The sequence below is a fragment of the Oceanobacillus alkalisoli genome, assembly GCF_022213125.1.
GTDB lineage: Bacteria > Bacillota > Bacilli > Bacillales > Amphibacillaceae > Oceanobacillus > Oceanobacillus alkalisoli.
This window is the reverse complement of the sequence record NZ_JAKNRA010000012.1, coordinates 88,033-106,368: the sequence shown is the minus strand read 5'-3', so window position 1 is coordinate 106,368 and position 18,336 is coordinate 88,033. Positions and strand designations below refer to the sequence as shown.

General features: G+C 36.3%; 6 protein-coding genes and 2 pseudogenes. 6 read left to right on the top strand and 2 right to left on the bottom strand.

Features of this window, described 5'->3' with window-relative positions:
* Nucleotides 1–1,174: 1,174 nt before the first annotated feature.
* The 3 genes and pseudogenes from L3V42_RS18660 to L3V42_RS14245 all read left to right on the top strand — a co-directional run.
* Nucleotides 1,175–1,409, top strand: a pseudogene (locus L3V42_RS18660) (UPF0236 family transposase-like protein); the annotation flags it as partial.
* 355 nt (nucleotides 1,410–1,764) lie between these two features.
* A pseudogene (locus L3V42_RS14250) lies at nucleotides 1,765–1,902 on the top strand (RNA-guided endonuclease TnpB family protein); the annotation flags it as partial.
* A 116-nt stretch (nucleotides 1,903–2,018) separates the two neighbouring features.
* Nucleotides 2,019–2,393, top strand: a complete 375-nt coding sequence (locus tag L3V42_RS14245) for a cell wall-binding repeat-containing protein (RefSeq protein ID WP_238472270.1) — start codon at nucleotides 2,019–2,021, stop codon at nucleotides 2,391–2,393.
* A gap of 55 nt (nucleotides 2,394–2,448) precedes the next feature.
* Here L3V42_RS14245 and L3V42_RS14240 read toward each other — a convergent pair whose 3' ends face one another.
* Nucleotides 2,449–4,752 carry an ABC transporter permease family protein gene (locus L3V42_RS14240; protein ID WP_238472269.1) on the bottom strand — a complete coding sequence of 768 codons (2,304 nt, stop codon included), beginning with the start codon at nucleotides 4,750–4,752 and terminating at the stop codon, nucleotides 2,449–2,451.
* Nucleotide 4,753: 1 nt separating this feature from the next.
* Nucleotides 4,754–5,458, bottom strand: a complete 705-nt coding sequence (locus L3V42_RS14235) for an ABC transporter ATP-binding protein (RefSeq protein ID WP_235762268.1) — start codon at nucleotides 5,456–5,458, stop codon at nucleotides 4,754–4,756.
* A gap of 415 nt (nucleotides 5,459–5,873) precedes the next feature.
* On the opposite strand from L3V42_RS14235, the gene L3V42_RS14230 reads away from it, so the two are divergent.
* The 3 genes from L3V42_RS14230 to L3V42_RS14220 are packed head-to-tail and all read left to right on the top strand — an operon-like array spanning nucleotide 5,874 to nucleotide 18,245.
* Entirely contained in the window at nucleotides 5,874–6,716 is an 843-nt protein-coding gene (locus tag L3V42_RS14230) for an alpha/beta fold hydrolase (protein ID WP_235762267.1), read from the top strand.
* Between the two features lie 20 nt (nucleotides 6,717–6,736).
* Nucleotides 6,737–7,468, top strand: coding sequence for a thioesterase II family protein (locus L3V42_RS14225; RefSeq protein WP_235762266.1), 732 nt, complete (start codon nucleotides 6,737–6,739; stop codon nucleotides 7,466–7,468).
* A gap of 46 nt (nucleotides 7,469–7,514) precedes the next feature.
* Nucleotides 7,515–18,245: a non-ribosomal peptide synthetase gene (locus L3V42_RS14220; protein ID WP_238472268.1), complete on the top strand. Its 10,731-nt coding sequence runs from the start codon at nucleotides 7,515–7,517 to the stop codon at nucleotides 18,243–18,245.
* Nucleotides 18,246–18,336: the final 91 nt, after the last annotated feature.

The following is an 18,336-nucleotide window of genomic DNA, read 5'->3' as shown; positions in this document are numbered from 1 at the left end:
ATTTTTGAAGGCTAATTTAGGTTTCACTCGTTTTTCCGTTCGAGGAAAACAAAAGGCGACAAATGAATTAGCCTTTGCATTAATGGCGGTGAACTTGAGGAAGTTCACCGCCAAAAACTCCAAAAAATAAATAACGATGATAAATCTCTATCAAAAAAGAATCCAAGCCGCATTTTAATGACTTGGATTCTTTTTTTTATTATTTTTGGCTAGTTATGTCCCAGCCTCTTCTCTGTGAACAGGCTTTTTCAGTGACCTCTACCTTCCTTGTGTTCCTTAATTAGTTAATAAAGGATCATATTCACCGTAAAAGGTTTGTAAAGCAAAACCAGTCATATCAGAATAACAAGCCCTAATACGAATCTTCTTTTGTTTCTCACTTATTGAGTAAACTAGGATTACGTTATTAATCACTGTCCAGTGGTACCGTTGTATTTGAAATTAGGATAATCGGCTGAACCAAGTGATAGGTCATTTATACTTAATACTTTTATAAAAAAATGGGATTATTTGCTAAAAAAGCGCAAAAAAGCAATTCCCCGTTAATGGGATACCCATTTTTAAAAAGTTTGGTTATGAATTAATTTAGGCAGATTCTTTTTGAACACACACTTAAGGGGGGAGTTAAAGGCTACGTTAGGCTTGTAATTAATTGTTGATGAATAAATAAATTACCTACAATAGTAGTCCGGGGTCAGTACTTAGAGAAAAAATACTTGATGAAAAATAACTATGGAGAGGGTAAATAATAGTAGCTTTAGTAGAGATTGAGGTGGTAAGAACAACGTGAACGTGGATTGGTTTTAGACATAGTGTTAGGAAGTTATAAATATAATGAATTTTTATAATTTATTAAGTCTTCTTGGCTAGCAATTGGGTTTATGTACTTTAATCCAAAACTGTCCTTTATGTAAAGGAAATCATTATCATTAGGGAGTGTAAAATAAACTGTTGAGTCTAGTTTAGCAGTTACAACTGTGTAAGTGAGAGAGCGTACGACTCTTACTTCGCAGTTTATTTTTTTCCGTTCTTGTGTCTGTCCCAGGATGCCGTGCAGTGTTTTAATTTCCAAGTTGTCTTTTCATGTGGCGCGTGATGTGCAGCGCATTTTCCGTGAACACTCCAGATACCGTCGGTTCGAAAAAAGTTGGCAGCATACGATTTGGAGGGTTTTATGGCGGAATTAAATAGTGCGGTAGGTACGCTTGTAAATGAAAAGAAAGAAGAACGGTTGGAAGAGTTAATCGCACAACTTTCCCAGTATCCAGAGGCATTAGGAGATTATCGCAAAAAGCTGGAGAAAAAAGGCATAGATACAACGTACTTCCGTCCAATGGGAAGTGCAGAGGGAACCATGAGTGTGTTTGCCAAAAGACTGAAGAATGGTCGCAGTTGGAGTAAGGAAGGGCTTGGTAAATTCATCAATGTGATGGTCGCCCTGAAAGACAACTTGGCAATTAAAACACTGCACGGCATCCTGGAACAGACACAAGAACTGAAGCAGGAACCTAAGGCGGAAAAACCGCCAAAACACTTCGTTGAGAAGCTCAGAGACAGCGCTGCGGAAGCAACACGCAGTAACTTAGGTTACCTTAACCAAGCGATTGGGAAGCCGATTACGGCAGCATTGAAAGGCTTGCGCGGAATTTAAAAAATAGAAGAACTCAAACATTTTAAAGCAATATAGGCTTGATAACGCTAACAAAGCACTGGACGAAAACAGTATAAAATAAGGGACTTAAAAAACTCCCACAAGTACTTGACTCAATCAGTGGTGCAGAAAAATTGATGAAACTATCTGAACGCACCTACCGTTGTTCCTGCGGCTATGTGGCAGTTCGTGACTGTAATGTGGCAATCAATATCAAAAATGAAGGGATACGTTTATTAGCGTTATCATAAGCAATAAAAACTCTTGGAACAAGAGGGATAGCTCGGTCCGTTTTCGTTGGCTGTTAAAAGCAACGATAAGTCGAGAAGCCCCCACTTCAAGCGATCTGTAAGGGGGGGAAGTGGTGGTGGGAGTAGGTACTAAACGTACGATTGTAGTGGGCGGTCAGGCCGTAGTATCAGAAAAAGTGAAAGGCCAGCTACCAAATTCAACCCGCTGGAGTGGGAAGGATCGTTACGAAACAAATATAGCTATTAATAAACAATCTAATATTGATACGAAGAACATATATGTAGCTACTGGTACGAACTACGCCGATGCTTTAACCGGTGCTGTACTTGCGGCAAAAAACAACTCATCTATTTTGCTCGTTCATCAGCGGGTACCTGATGTAGTAGCTAATTTTATTACAAGTAAGAAGCTTTCAAATTTGTCCATCTTTGGTGGTAAGGGAGCGGTTAGTGACAAAGTCGCGAAGGATTTAGAGAAATTGGTGAAATAAGATGTAAAAATAGACGGCAATAAGACCTTGCTTCTGGGATTATTGCCGTCTATCTTTATGATTTCTTTATTTTATTAATATGGAAAAGATAATTCCATATAAAAGCGATGTAATAGATTACTAAAATGATAATGACACTTATAATAATCGTGGAAATTGAAGTATTAATCTCAATGAAAATAGTCGAGTTATTCATATTGATAATTCGTTCCATTAATTGAATGATCCATGGATGTATTGCTAATGCTAAGACTACGGACAATACAATAGGTAACTTGAATACATCGGTTGATAAATGAAAGATGCGGCGGAAATTGTACCCTAATAAATGCAGAGTTTGGATCGCCTCCGTATTCTCATTCACCATTAAATTGGCAATCAATATTAATAGAATAAAGGAAATGAGAGTAGTTGCTATAAATAAAACCACAATCAATACATTCATTTGCATAATGCTCTCATCCAGAAAATGAATTTCATCTTCTTTTTCCGTAGAATACAATACCTCTGATCCAGTTGGCTCATTGAAAGTGAGATTATAAGATCCTTCCTCTAGGTCTGATTCAACTTCCCACAACTGCTCTAAATTCATATAATTATTTGAATCAAGCGCTTGATCATTAATGATAATGTCATGAAAAGTAACTTCATTCCCATTGAAATTTATCGTTACCGAATCGTCGGTTTCAATGCCGAAATCATGTGCCAATTTTTTATTTAAAATAATTGCTCCTTGTTCGATAGAATCAAAATAAGGATTATTATCTTTTACCGCTAGAATTTGAATCGCTTCTTCAGTCGTGTCATTGTCGGTCGATTCCAGGGAATAGTTTCCACTATAGCCGATATGATTTAAATCATTGTCATCTCGCTGTATACTCGCCTGAATATCCATTGTGTCATAATGAATGCTGTCTTGATATGTTTCATAACTCGTTTGGTTCGATGTAATTAAATTTAAACCGAGTAAGAATAAATTAAATACGATAAGAATAGAGAATACGAGCGTAAATAAAAAGTATATATTTTTATAAGTGAATGACAATTTGAATCGTTGAGTGAATGGGCGGAAGGCATTCCACTTTTTGATTGTTTTTAAAACAGCAGTATGCTGTTTCTTTGTACTGACACTGTTGATCATTTCTAATGGATTTACATTCAACTTCCTTATAACAAATAATAGGATGGTTCCTGTCATTATCACGATAAATAGGACTCCAAATAACAAAGCATATATTAAATCATAAGGAAGAAATTGCTGCAGATTGTATGTTAATTGCATTTGCGTGAACGTCTGCTGCTGTAGTTGAATACCAAGGAATGAGCCGATCATAATAGCGAACAGTAATAATAAAATATAAAAGTCAAATCCGAAAATGATCGTTCTTCTCTGTTTACCGATAGCTAGCAGGATTCCGAAATCAGGATCTAATTGGTCGAGTAAATTTCGAATCAGGATGATGAGAATGACGATGATTGTAATAAATAGAATAGTAACAGCAACAATACCAAGATACGTGTTAGTGCTAATGTCATTCTCAATATTACTAATGCTAGCTACATCTTCAGGATAGAGGAATTGATCGGTTTCTGGATCATTTTCGATTGTTTGTAAAGTATCCTCCCCGACTACTGCATCATATAACTTACCTAAATAGACATATGATTTATTCCGGCTGTCCAAATTCTCGAAATCATCCTCATTCATAAGGACACCTAAGTTAGAAGTAAGCATGATACTATCGGAATATTGATTAGAATATAAGAAATTATGTAATGGACCTGTGTGCAATCCACTGACCGTATAAGTAGAGCCTAAAATATCAATTGTGTCGCTGATATTAATATTTTCTTGTTCAGCATACTGAAACGTTAAGGATACCTCGCGTTTATTAGGAGAAGCCCCTTCTACAATCGTGAAATTGCTAATGTCTTCTTGATATGGAGTGAAGAAATAAAGTATGTCATTTTCTTTGATGATGCTTTCTTCATAAAGCTGGTAGTCAAATCCATATTGTTGTGCAAGTGAGTCCATGATTGGTTTATCATAATCAGCAAGTGAAACCTGGTATTCATCGATTAACTCCATCAAAGAATGGCTTTCGAGATCTTCTGAGCTGATTTGGTACTCTTCGATTATCTCCTCCGCATGATCTTCTAATTCTAGGGTTGGCAGCATTCGAAAGTCCTCTACTTGAGAATGCTTCATTTGATTCTCATATGTTTCCTGTACAACGGTCATCCCGCCAATAAGATAGTTAAATACCGTAGCAAGTAAGATGGTTAATAAAAAAACAGAGAGCAGTTGGAATTTTTTGGCTAGTATTGATTTCCGTATTTGTTTCCTAATTATCTTCATCTTACCAATCAATCTCTTTCACTTTTTTTGGTTGTTGTTCTATAACATTTTTTATTTCTCCATCTTTTATTTCTATTATACGATTACCGATAAGAGGGATTTTGTTATCATGGGTTACCATAATGATTGTCATATCTGTTTCTTCATGAAATTGCTGAATTACTTTGAGAACTTCTTTACTTGAATGTTGGTCAAGTGCACCGGTTGGTTCATCGCAAATTAACACTTTCGGCTTTTTAATTAACGCTCGAAGAATTGAAACCCTTTGCTGCTGACCTCCTGATAATTCAGAGGGGAGTTTATGTTGATGTTCTTCTAAACCGAATCTCTCCAATAAATCGGGAATCTTATCCAAATCCTCTTTATTATTTACTCCTACAGCGATATTTTCTGCTGCTGTTAAATTAGACAGTAATAAGTACTTTTGAAAAACGTATCCAATGTTATTCTTTCTGAATTTCGTTCGGTTCGCGCTAGAAAGGTGGTTAATATCCGTTTCCTCGTAGCGTACATTTCCTTCATCTGCAACTTCAAGCCCGCTTAATATATTGAGCAAGGTCGATTTTCCACTTCCACTAGGCCCTACCATGACGATGAAGTCGTTACGGTTAATTGTGAAATTCAAATTTTTAATTGCCTGGAATTTAACATCACCTAATCCAAAGGTTTTTACCAAGTTATTAACTGCAATGATTGGTTTTGACATGGATGATCCTCCCAACAGAATATAACTAATGAACGGAATATGAGCATGTTTCTAAATGCAAGATTCATGTTATCATAAGCAACTTCCTCTGACTATTAATTTTTCCTAAAAATTATAATTATGGAATAATAATGACTAAAGTACTGGTTGTTTATTTTCAATTCAATTTTTAACATTTGTTTTTTGTAAGCTGAAAATACTATTTAATTAAAAATTTACAGAAAATTAATAAAAAGATGTTGACACGTGAATCTACTTACTCCTATAATTGAACTGAAATTTGGAAATGATTTCTAAAAAAGAGGTGCAGCCTATTTTTAAAAGTAAATTTATTAAAGTCATAAGTATATTTATTGGATTATTTATCTTACTTTTATTGTTTGGATTTATAAATGAAAATGCAAGAGGTGATGCAATGGAAAATTATGAGCCCGTCGGAGACTTTGTGAACCATGAGGGAGTAAAGATTCATTACGTAAAAAAGGGAGCAGGGGAACAAACAGTTTTATTCAGTGCAGGAAATGGAACAACTTCTCCATACATAGATATGTATCATTTACAAAATGAGTTGAGTGCTTTCACGGAAACGATTGTTTATGAACGGCCGGGCTATGGCTGGTCAGATTCACCGGATAGCGAGCGCTCAGTTGAAAACATCACAACAGAAATGAGCAAAGTGCTATCAGAAGCTACGTCAAATCAATCGTTTATTCTTGTTGGGCATTCCATAGCGGCTCTTGAAATCTTTCATTTTGCTGAGAAGCATCCTGAAAAAGTAGATGGTGTTGTGTTAATAGACGGCGTTCATCCCGAATATGCGGCACAGATGGAAAACGCTGTCCCTTTCTCGATATCAGTTACCAAATTGTTGAATCGTTCTGGATTATTTAGGCTTTTAAGTAACGTCGATTCTGTTAAAGCTAACTTTGTTCAACCGAAAGATTTACCAGAGGAGCTTAACGATATGGCATTAGATTTCTCATTAAATAAAATGTGGAACGATACGATGATTGCGGAACGAGAAAAAATCTCGGCGAATGGTGAGCTTGTAAGCGAAGGGAATCACTTAGGAAACATTCCACTAGTTGTTATATCTGCTAAAGATAATCCAATGGATGGATGGGTTGAATCTCAAGAAACGCTACCAGAATGGTCCGGCAATGCAAAACAAATATGGGTGGAAACGAGTAATCATTCGGTTCATCATGAGGAACCTGAATTAATTATTGAGGAAATCAGGCAGTTAATACAAAAATAGTTTAGAAGGAGGAGAGAAAGATGAAATTATATCTATTCCCGTTTGCAGGCGGAAATTCAAATTATTACATGTCCTGGAAACAGAGGTTTAACTCACAGGTTGAAGTGGAGCCAATAGAGTTATCTGGAAGAGGAAGAAGGATTGCGGAACCATTATACAGCAGTATAAGTGAGGCGGTTCAGGATATTTATGAATTACTTCGAGTTGACCAAGTATCTACAGATAGCCCTTATGCTTTTTTTGGCCATAGTATGGGCGGTTTGATTGCTTATGAACTTTACTACAAATTACTTGAAAATAACGAGAAACCACCAGTACATCTCTTCCTTTCCGGGGTGAAACCACCTCATTTGGAAAGGAAGCGACGAAATATTACACAACTAACTGATGAAGAATTAATGGAAGAAGTAGTGAACCTTGGGGGGACGCCCCAAGAGTTAGTGGATAATAAAGAACTGTTAGATTATTTCCTACCGATCATTCGTAGTGATTTTAAAATTGTGGAAGAGTACGAGTTTAAAGAAAAGGGAACAAAAGTAGCTTGTCCGATCAGTATTTTAAATGGGAAGGACGACCGTTTTGACCTAGGGGAGATCGAACAATGGAGAAATTACACGGATCGCTCCGCGGCTATCCATTATTATTCAGGAGATCATTTTTATTTAAATCAAAATATGCAGGAGTTAGTAGCATATATGGAACATACCTTAGCGCAATATGAAAAACGGAACACCGAGATTACTTTTTCTTAACTAATATCATCGTGCAGCGATAGAGGAAAAGAGGATTGAAGAATCAATGACCAATAACGAATTATATACTTTATCCTATCCGCAAAAGGATATTTATGATATTCAAAACTTTTACGAAAAAAGTTCGGTAAATAATATAATCGGAAATGTTATCTTTCATTCCGAAATGAATCCAATTATGTTACATCAGGCAATTGAACAATTGATTGAAGAACAGGATGCATTCCATCTAAAGTTAATTCAAAAAGATAATGAAGTTTTTCAGTACATAGAAGAAGATCACAACCCCCATATCATTACGAAGAATTTCCTTCATAATGAAACGGGCTATAATGCTTGGCTGAAAGAAATGAATGAAGAGAATCTGGATATCTTAGACGACCCTTTATATTTGTTTGCAATATATACGCATCCAGATGGAAGAAATGGCTATTATTTCCGCCTAAACCATATCATATCGGATGCTTGGACAATGACATTAATCGTTAATCATGTGCAAAGTAATTACATCGATTTAATGAATAACGAGAATTATTCCGTACCAGAGACTTCTTATGTGGAGTTTTTGGAAAGGGAAAAAAAGTATTTAGAATCCAAACGATTTCAGAAAGATAAGGATTTCTGGATGGGAGAACTATCCGATCTACCAAAGGTAAAATTATTCGATGGAATGGGAAAGAAGCAACAAGGGAACGCAGATGCGAAGCGCTCATCCTTTACGCTCAGTAAAGAGATGACGAATCAAATCCATCAGTTTTGTGAAAAGGCAGAAGTATCCGTACTTACATTTTTCATTTCAAGTATTTCCACTTATTTATATAAGCTTACATCCAATCAAGATTTTATGCTCGGTACGGCAATCTTGAATCGAACTTCTAAACGGGAAAAAAATATGGTTGGGATGTTTATTAATTCAATTCCTATTCGGGTTCAATTAGAGGAAGAAACAACTTTTCTAAATTTAAATAATTCGATGCATAAGAAGTTTTTATCTTTGTTGCGTCACCAAAAATATCCCCATCATTTATTAATGAATGACATACATAAAAAGAATGATACACCAGAGAAATTATATGATGTGATGGTTTCTTATCAAAACTCATCATTAGATAATGCAGCATTTCCGTATTATGAACCGGAATGGCTTTTTAATGGTCAGTCAATCAATACATTGGCATTACATATAAATGATCGAGAAAACACAGGTGAAATTGAAATAGATTACGATTATTTGACAGAGGTTTTTACAACAGATGATATTGAAAAAATGAATAATTACCTCGGACAAATGATTGAGAATCTATTGAACAATGAAGCAGAACGTCTCGAAAGAATAGATATTTTAAATGAAAACGAAATTAAAAAATTAACGAAAGACAATCACGATACTTATTATCCAAATAAGTTGATCCATGAAATATTCGAAGAGCAAGTAAGCACATATCCTGCTTCTATTGCAATTGAAGCAGATGGACAAGAAATTACATATCAAGAATTGAATGAACGGGCTAACCAATTAGCGAGTTATTTACGAATGAAACAAGTGAAAAAGAATGATATTATATCGCTCTACATGGAACCATCAACTGAAATGATTGTCTCCATATTAGCTGTATTGAAAGTGGGAGCTGCTTATTTACCGATTCATACATCTTTCCCGATTGAGCGAATAAATTACATGCTTGAAGATAGTGCGACAAGGTATATGCTTGCAACAGCAGATAACTTGTCCTGGATGCAAGCGAATGTCGAATTTTCTGGTGAAATACTGAATATCCATGATGACCACATTCAGCATTTGGATACGGAAAATATTGTATCCAGGAATAGAACGAGTGACCTCGCTTACATCATTTATACCTCTGGTTCCACAGGAAATCCGAAAGGGGTTATGATTTCCCACGAAAATGTCGTCCAGTTGATGATGCATCAGCCACATCCATTCACGATAACAAATCAGGATGTATGGACGATGTTTCATTCTTATAGTTTTGATTTCTCCGTTTGGGAAATGTATGGCGCCTTCTTGTACGGTGGAAAATTAGTAATTATACCAGAAGAAGCTACAGTTGACCCAGCTGGATTCATCGAATTGTTAGTCAATAAAAAGGTGACGGTTCTTAGTCAAACGCCATCAGCCTTCTACAATTTAATGCGTGAAGACCAGACAGGTGGCAGCAAAGACTATCAGTTAAGATATGTTGTTTTCGGTGGGGAAGCACTGAAACCAATTAAACTGAAAGCATGGAAGCAAAAATATCCGAATATTGAATTAATCAATATGTATGGAATTACCGAGACGACGGTACATGTAACTTATAAGCAATTAACAATGGAGGATATTGAACGAAATATTTCCAATGCTGGGGAACCTCTACCCCCACTAGACGTTTATATTATGAATAATCAGTTGCAAATGCAGCCACAAGGAATTATTGGAGAAATTTGTGTGACCGGGGCAGGAGTCGCAAAAGGATACTTAAATAAACCGGAATTAACTGAAGCTGTTTTTGTACCGAATCCATTCAAGATTGGGCAAAAGATGTATCGTTCTGGAGACTTAGGAAGAATTCTCCCAAGTGGAGATATAGAATATATCGGAAGAAAAGATTTTCAAGTGAAAATAAGAGGCTATCGTGTAGAACTCGGGGAGATAGAAAGAGAAATACTGCGGTTGGAATTCATGAAGGATTGTGTCGTTCTTAACTACTTAGATAAAAGTGAAAACAATAGTTTATGTGCCTATGTTATATCGAATCAGGAGATCAATCCGTTTGAAATCCGGAAACAACTTGCTGAACGACTACCAGAATACATGATTCCAGCTCGATATGTCGCAATTGATGAAGTTCCACTTACCTCTAATGGTAAGGTGGACAGGGAAGTTCTTGCACAAATAAGGGTGGAAACAGAGAATAATCAAGCGGAAAGTATAAGCAAGTCAATGAATGTCTTAGAAGAGAAGTTGGCAGATATTTGGAAGCAAGAACTAAAATTAACTACGGTAGATATTGATGATAACTTCTTCGATATTGGTGGTCATTCCTTGAATGCCTCTTATCTTACCGTCCAAATTAATCGTATATTAGGAATAAATTTAACAATACGTGATATTTTTAATTTCCCAACCATTGAGTTGCTTGCGAAGTTTATCGAAACCTTAGACTTAGACGCAGCAACTCAGCAGATCATTCAACCTACCGAGAAGAAAATGTATTATCCAGTTACTTCTGCAGAGCAAAGAATGTTCACGCTTTGGGAGTTTGACAAACAATCGGTAGCTTACAATATGCCGGGGGCTTTCCGAATCGAAGGTGAGTTCAATCTTGAACAATTGAGAATGAGTTTACAACACTTGGCAGCACGGCATGATATATTACGTTCTACCTATCAAATTATCGATGGGGAACTAAAAAGGAAAATTGCAGATCCATCTGAGCAAAAGGTGAATATAAAATTATTTGAAATAAAAAAAGAAGAGTTAACCGATGAACTGCTTGCGTCACTCGTTGAGCCGTTTGATTTACACAAGGAATCGTTGATGCGGATCTATGTGTTAAAAATGAGCGAGACCGAAAATGTTTTATTGATGGATATGCATCATATTATTTCGGATGCATTCACCGTAGAGCAATTATTGATAGAGTTGTCAGCAATTTATAATGATGAGTTTACCGAAAAATTAGAGCTTCAATATCAAGATTATGCGGTGTGGGAAGAACAGTTTAAACAATCGGATGAATATCAAAGGCAAAAGACATATTGGTTGAATGAATTTCAAGACAAATTGCCGATATTTAAATTACCTGTGGATTACCATCGTGCAGGACGAGAAGATTTCTCAGGAGATAGTAGAAAGATTACACTGAATCGCTCCCAATACGAAAAACTTAAATCAACTGCAAGTTCATTAGATGTATCTATGTATATGTATTTATTAACTTGCTATGAGGTTTTATTATCCAAATGGGCGAATGAAGAAGAAGTAGTTGTTGGTATACCAGTAAATGGAAGGAGTCTGCCAGAGACGCAAGAAATGACGGGTATGTTTGTCAACACGCTTGTACATCGAGATGCTGTATACAATAAGATGGAATTTATGGAGCTTCTTCAATCTGTGAAAGGGCGCCTATTAGAATCGCTAAATCATAAAGATTATTCATTTGATGAACTGGTAAGAGATCTAAACTTAAGCGGACAAAATAATGGAACACCGCTTATTGATACCGTGTTTGTCTGGAATGAAAACGCGAAGAGTCATCTGCAATTGAAGAAAACTGTAATTCATGATGTTCCGCTTGAGCATGCTGTTGAACGCTTCCAATTAACGTTTCAAGTGAATGAATTAGAAGACGAATTGGAATTTGAAATTTCTTATTCAGACGCATTATATGATGAGCGAACGATTGATTATTTACTTGAAATCTATAGCAATATTGTTGTATCTGTTCTTAGCGATGAAAAAGTCCAGGTGAAAGACATTGCTTTAAAACAATCACCAGTAGCATTTAAGGACATTCTAAATGATGTTCCTTCAGATTACCCGAATAGCACTCGAACAGAAGTAATATTTGAACAGCAAGTTCAGCTTCACCCTGATAAAATTGCGATCCATGAGTCTGGGAGAAAAATTACTTACCAGGAATTGAATAATTACGCGAATCATATTGGTGCGGAGATTGTAGAAAGGAATATTCCAATAGGAGCAAGAGTAGCCGTCTGCATGGAGGAATCTATAACAATGATTGCCTCTTTAATAGGTACATTGAAAGCGGGATGTACATATGTGCCAATTGATCCTGAGCTACCGAACGAAAGAAGGAGGTACATATTAAAAGATGCAAATTGTGAGTTAATACTTACGGATGGTAATCAAGAGCAAACCGCAGTACAGACGGGGATACCATTCATCTCAATTGATGAGGATTATTCAAACTCTCCAGCACCATTACTAAAAAAACAAGCAGAGCAACTTAATGCTAATCAGCCAATTTATATCATGTATACGTCTGGATCTACAGGTAAACCAAAAGGTGTCATCATCTCTCACTATAATGTGAACCGGCTTGTAAGGAATCAAAATTTTATCGATATTACGCCTGAGGATAATTTATTGCAACTCTCAAACTATGCATTTGATGGTTCAGTATTCGATATTTATGGAGCTTTATTGAATGGAGCAGCGCTAACATTAATAACTAAAGAGGATACAATCCATTTAAAAAAATTAGCAGAAGTCATTCGGAATAATGGTGTCACCATCTCTTTTATGACAACGGCCTTATTTAATACGATTGTAGAAACAAGAATAGATATTTTGGGAAGTATTACAAACAAAATTCTGTTCGGGGGAGAAAGGGTATCTTTAAGGCATGTGGATAAAGCATTCCAATCTCTAGGACGAGATCGCTTAATTCATGTATACGGACCAACAGAAGGAACGGTATACAGTAGCTATTATCCTGTGAATCATGAACTAAGAAGCTCCTTTACTGTACCGATTGGGAAGGCAATTTCTAATACGCAGCTATATGTATTAAATGAGGACTATCAACTATGCCCTCCAACAATACCAGGTGAGTTGTATGTCGGTGGTGATGGGCTTGCCCAAGGATATGTAAATCTGGCAGATATGAATGAGCAGGTTTTTGTCCAAAGTCCATTTCATTCCGATGAGAAATTATATCGAACAGGGGATTTGGTAGTTATTAATTCAGAGGGAGATCTAGTCTTTCTTGATCGGATTGATAAGCAAGTAAAAATCCGTGGCTACCGGATTGAACTTTCAGAAATTGAACAAGTTATCGCTAATATAGATGGCGTTCGGGAAGTGTATGTCACCTCGTTAAAAGATGGGAATAAAAATGATGTTCAACTTGCTGCATATGTTGTTGCAGATAGAAGGTTTATGACAAGAGAACTTGCTCATCACTTGCCGTCTTATATGATACCAGGCTCTATCCATTTCTTAGATAAATTGCCATTAAACCAAAATGGAAAAATAGATACATCCAAACTTCCGAAAAACGTATCACCAGAGTCTTTAGATGACTTAAAAGTCGGCTTTGAATCGCGGGAGGAAGAGCTGCTTGCTCGTATGTGGGAAGAGAATTTAAGTGTTCCTTCGATAACAAGAGATGACCATTATTTCCAGGCGGGTGGTCATTCTTTAAAAGCAGCAATCTTAGCTGAACAGATCAGCAACGACTGGAATGTAGAGTTTACAATAAAAGACATATTAGAAAATCCAGTTTTGAAAGAAATGAGTGCTAGAATTCTAGAAAAGAAAAATAAGGAACAGCAATGGGTGTTGAATAAGGCTGAGGAGAAAAACCAATATTCATTGTCATATGCGGAAAAAAGCATGTATCTCCTGTGGCTCGCTAATCCGTCAGAGGTTGCTTACAATATACCAACTGCGATTCGTTTGAAAGGTCAAGTGGATATTGAAGCATTGCAGAGTGCGTTTAAGAAATTTATAGAGCGCCATGAAGCATTGCAGACATCCTATCATTTGAGTGACGATGGACCGTATAAAGTGATTAAAAAGGGTCGACATGCAGTTCGTTTTGAACAGATAGAAATGTTAGAAAAACAGGTTGATTCATTGGAGCAATGGATGGAACCATTTGACTTAGGTGGTGGAGAAGTCATTCGAGCGAAGTTGTTCAAAGAAGCTGATGATCAATATGTACTGTTTATTGAAGCGCATCATATTGCATCGGATGGGAAGACGATTCAGCTACTCTACGAAGAATTAGCATCGATGTATAACGGAGAAGTACTTGAGTTATCTCGTTATCAATACAAAGATTACGCCGAATGGCAACAAACCTATGCCCAATCAGAAAATTGGCTTAAGGATGAGGCTTATTGGCTGAATGAGTTTGATGGAAGTCAAGCTGTTTTGAACTTCCCGACGGATTACGAAAGAAGTAGTGAGAAAAGCTACCGAGGAAAGAAAATTAGCATCCAGTTAGAAGAATTATTACTGAAACAATTAAATAATTTGGCTGTCCAAACCGATTCTACACTCTATATGGTGATGATGAGTATTTTTGGAATGACCTTAAGTAAATTTGCTAATCAAAACGAAATTGTAATCGGAACACCAGCGGATGGCAGGTTCCAAACAGCCTTAAGTGATGTGGCGGGTATGTTCGTAAATACATTACCAATCAAGCTAGATGTGGATTGGAATCAAAAAACTGAACAGTATCTATCACAGACGAAACAGAAAATAACGCGTGCGATTGATCATCAGAATTATCCCTTTGAAGAAATTGTAAGTCAATTACAACTGACGAGGGAAAATGAAAGGAATCCGCTTTTTGATGTCATGTTTGCTATGAACTATACGAACTATGATTCAATCAAATTTAATGATTTAGAATCAACACAAGTATTGGTTGACCATCAAACAGAAAAGTTCGACATGACACTGGAAATGAACTATTCTGCAGATGGAAATGGTGAACTTATCTTGACCTATGCTGCTGACTTATTTGCTGAACAAACAATGTCTTACTTCTTATCAAGTTTTATAGCCATAGGACAGCAATTAAGTTATGTGAACCGTCTGTCAGAGCTGACGATGACATCAAGTCCTGCTAATGTGTTAGATCAATTAAATGCAACAGCTACGAAAATAGAGGAATTATCAATTATTGAACGCTTGAAAAGACAAGTTAAGAATACACCTGAACAAATGGCACTGGTTGAAGGAAATGTCGAACTAACGTATCGAGAACTTTGGAGCAAAGTAGAGAATGTATCAAACATGCTGCAATCTAAAGGCGTTGAGAAAGGAACGAAAATAGCCATCGTATTGGGGCGTTCGATTGATTACATCGTCTCCGTATTAAGTGTCTTGAAATTGGGAGCTATCTTCATTCCGATAGATGTTAGTTATCCAAAAGAGCGGAAAACCTACATGATTCATGATAGTGATGCCTCTTTCGTTATTACGAAATCGGAATATAATGAAGCGTGGCTTTCAACCGAACAGACAATTGCTATGGACATTGTCGATTTGAAGGAATATGCAGGAAGAAAACTTGTCGCGACAAGGCGCGAATTGGATGAATTAGTTTATATTCTATACACATCTGGGTCAACTGGGAATCCGAAAGGAGTAAAGATTAAAGAGAGTGGGCTAATTAACTATCTCGATTGGTCAATTAAACAATATGGTCCAAAATGGAATATGTCGTTATTCACTTCTATTTCTTTTGATTTAACGATAACATCCGTATTTATCCCATTGTTAACAGGTAGTAGTTTAACCATTTATCCAGAATCTGATGATGAATTTGTTCGTAAAATATTTGAGAATGAGCGATTAGATATTGTGAAATTAACTCCTGCCCATTTGCGGATTTTAAATCAATACCCTAAATTTACGAATCATATTCACAGCATAATCGTTGGTGGAGAAGCATTACCGGCTGCGCTCTGTCAAAGTATAAGTGAAAAGTATCCGGGGATTCGAATTTTTAATGAGTATGGTCCTACGGAAGCTACAATCGGTTGTATTGTCCATCAATATGGGGAAGCTGATGAAACGAAAAGCACGGTCCAAATTGGATATCCAATTCAAAATACGAAGATATATATTCTCGATGAATATAAAAATATTCTGCCTGCAGGAGCAATTGGCGAGATTTATATTGGAGGAATTCAAGTTGCGGATGGTTATTTAAACAATCCGGAAAAAACAAAAGAAAGCTTTATTTACAATGAACGATTAGATATCGAATTATACCGGACCGGTGATTACGGAAGAGTGAATGGGAACGGAGCATTTGAATATTTAGGAAGAAAAGATACACAAGTGAAAGTTAGAGGTTACCGAATTGAGTTGGAAGAAATCGAATCTCAATTGCTCGAAATGCTTCAGGTGAAAGATGCAGTAGTATTGGTTCAGAGCTTTTCAAGCGGAGCAGTTGATCTTGTTGCTTATATCGTCAGTGAGGAAGAGATAGAAATAGAAGACATGAAAGCACAATTGTCAATCTATCTACCAGCATACATGATCCCATCCGTTTATATATTTGTCGATCATATCCCACTAACAAATAATGGGAAGGTAGATCGGAAGAGGTTACGGAGTATGGGAGATATTGACCATAAGGACATGACCGATATAGATTTTGATTTAACCGATGAAGAAGAGTTATTGCTTCACCTTGTAAGAAAAGTGCTGAAATTGGATCACATCTCTATAAGGCAGAACTTTTTTGCAATTGGCGGAAATTCATTACTCTCTATTTATTTATTGAATGAAATTGCAAAGAAATTTGGTGTGAAATTGGAAGTAGCAGATATCTTTAGACAACAAACGTTACAAGGGATCGCGAATGAAATTAAGAAACAAAAAAGCAATAAAATCTATCAACCAATTCCAAAAGTAGCACAGCAAGAATGGCATGTAGCATCGTCATCGCAAAAGAGAATGTATGTAAACCATGCTACAAATCCGGTGGGCATTACGTATAATATGCCGATTACTTTGAATTGGAACGGGATAGATCCAATAAAAGTTAAAGAGACATTGAATAAACAGTGGGGAAGACATCGGATTTTAAGAAGTAATTTCAAGTTAGAAGATGGGGAAGTATGGTTGAAGGTCGAAGATTCAGTACCATTAGAAGTACCAATTATTGATGCAACAAATCAAGAGGATTTTGAAATTCAACAGTTGGTTCAGCCATTTGATTTAAGTGAAGAGCCTTTATTACGAGCAATAATTATCAAAAATAAAAATGGATCTGATTATCTGTTTTTAGATATGCCACATATTATTTTGGATGGTATTTCTATGAATCAGTTCGTGAAAGAGTTTGTAAATCTTTATCACTTAAACGAGACGAGGCAACCAACCAATCATCTGAAAGACTTGGATTATATAGATTTTATAGCATGGCAAAATGAGTTGCTAGCTTCTCCAATTCTTCAGAGGCAGGAAGCATATTGGTTACATGAATTCAAAGATATTCATTTAGTTAAAAGTTTGCCATATGACAAGGATGAAGCCTCGATCATACCAAACACTCCAAATGGCGAGCAGTTGAAAGTACGTGTCCCGGCACTACTGAATCAACAGCTGACGGAGTTTACACAGGAATATGGTACGACGAAGTATATCGTCTTGCTTGCAGCTATGTCTGCACTATTGGATAAGTATTCCGTAACCGGTACTCCAGTTATTGGTACTCCTGTTTCAGGAAGAAATCATCCAGATACGAATGGCATGCTTGGATTGTTTATTAACACGCTCGCTATTCAAATGAAGCCCATTAGAGAAGAAACAGCTACACAATATGTTAAGCGTGTAAAAGAGAAGTTTTTAACTTCTATCGAGAATTCGGATTATCCGTATGAGGAATTAATCAATCATCCGGAAATAAGACAACCATTACAAAATCATAATTTATTTGAAGTCATGTTTGTTTACCAGAATGAGCAGGATGTGACTTTACAAATAGGGGATTTCACATCAGAGGTTGCACCAGTTCAAACCAATACAGCAAAATTCAATCTAACAATTGCAGCTATTGAAAATCGAAATAAGCAATTAACAGAACTTATTTTTGAGTACAGGAGAGATTTATTTAATGAATCGACAATTGAAGTACTTGTCGAACAATATTTAACCATCTTGGAACAGATGTTGCAACCAGAAGATATTGCTATGATGGATCTCGCTTTAATGAAGGAAAAAGAAGAGAAAAAAGAAGAGAAAAAAGAAGAAATAGATCTATCATTTGAATTTTAACCACATTCTTGTAATATCAATTGTCCGCTCCTACTACTGTATAACTTTAGTAGGGGCAGACAATAATCTTAGTTGTTTCACTAGAAACATC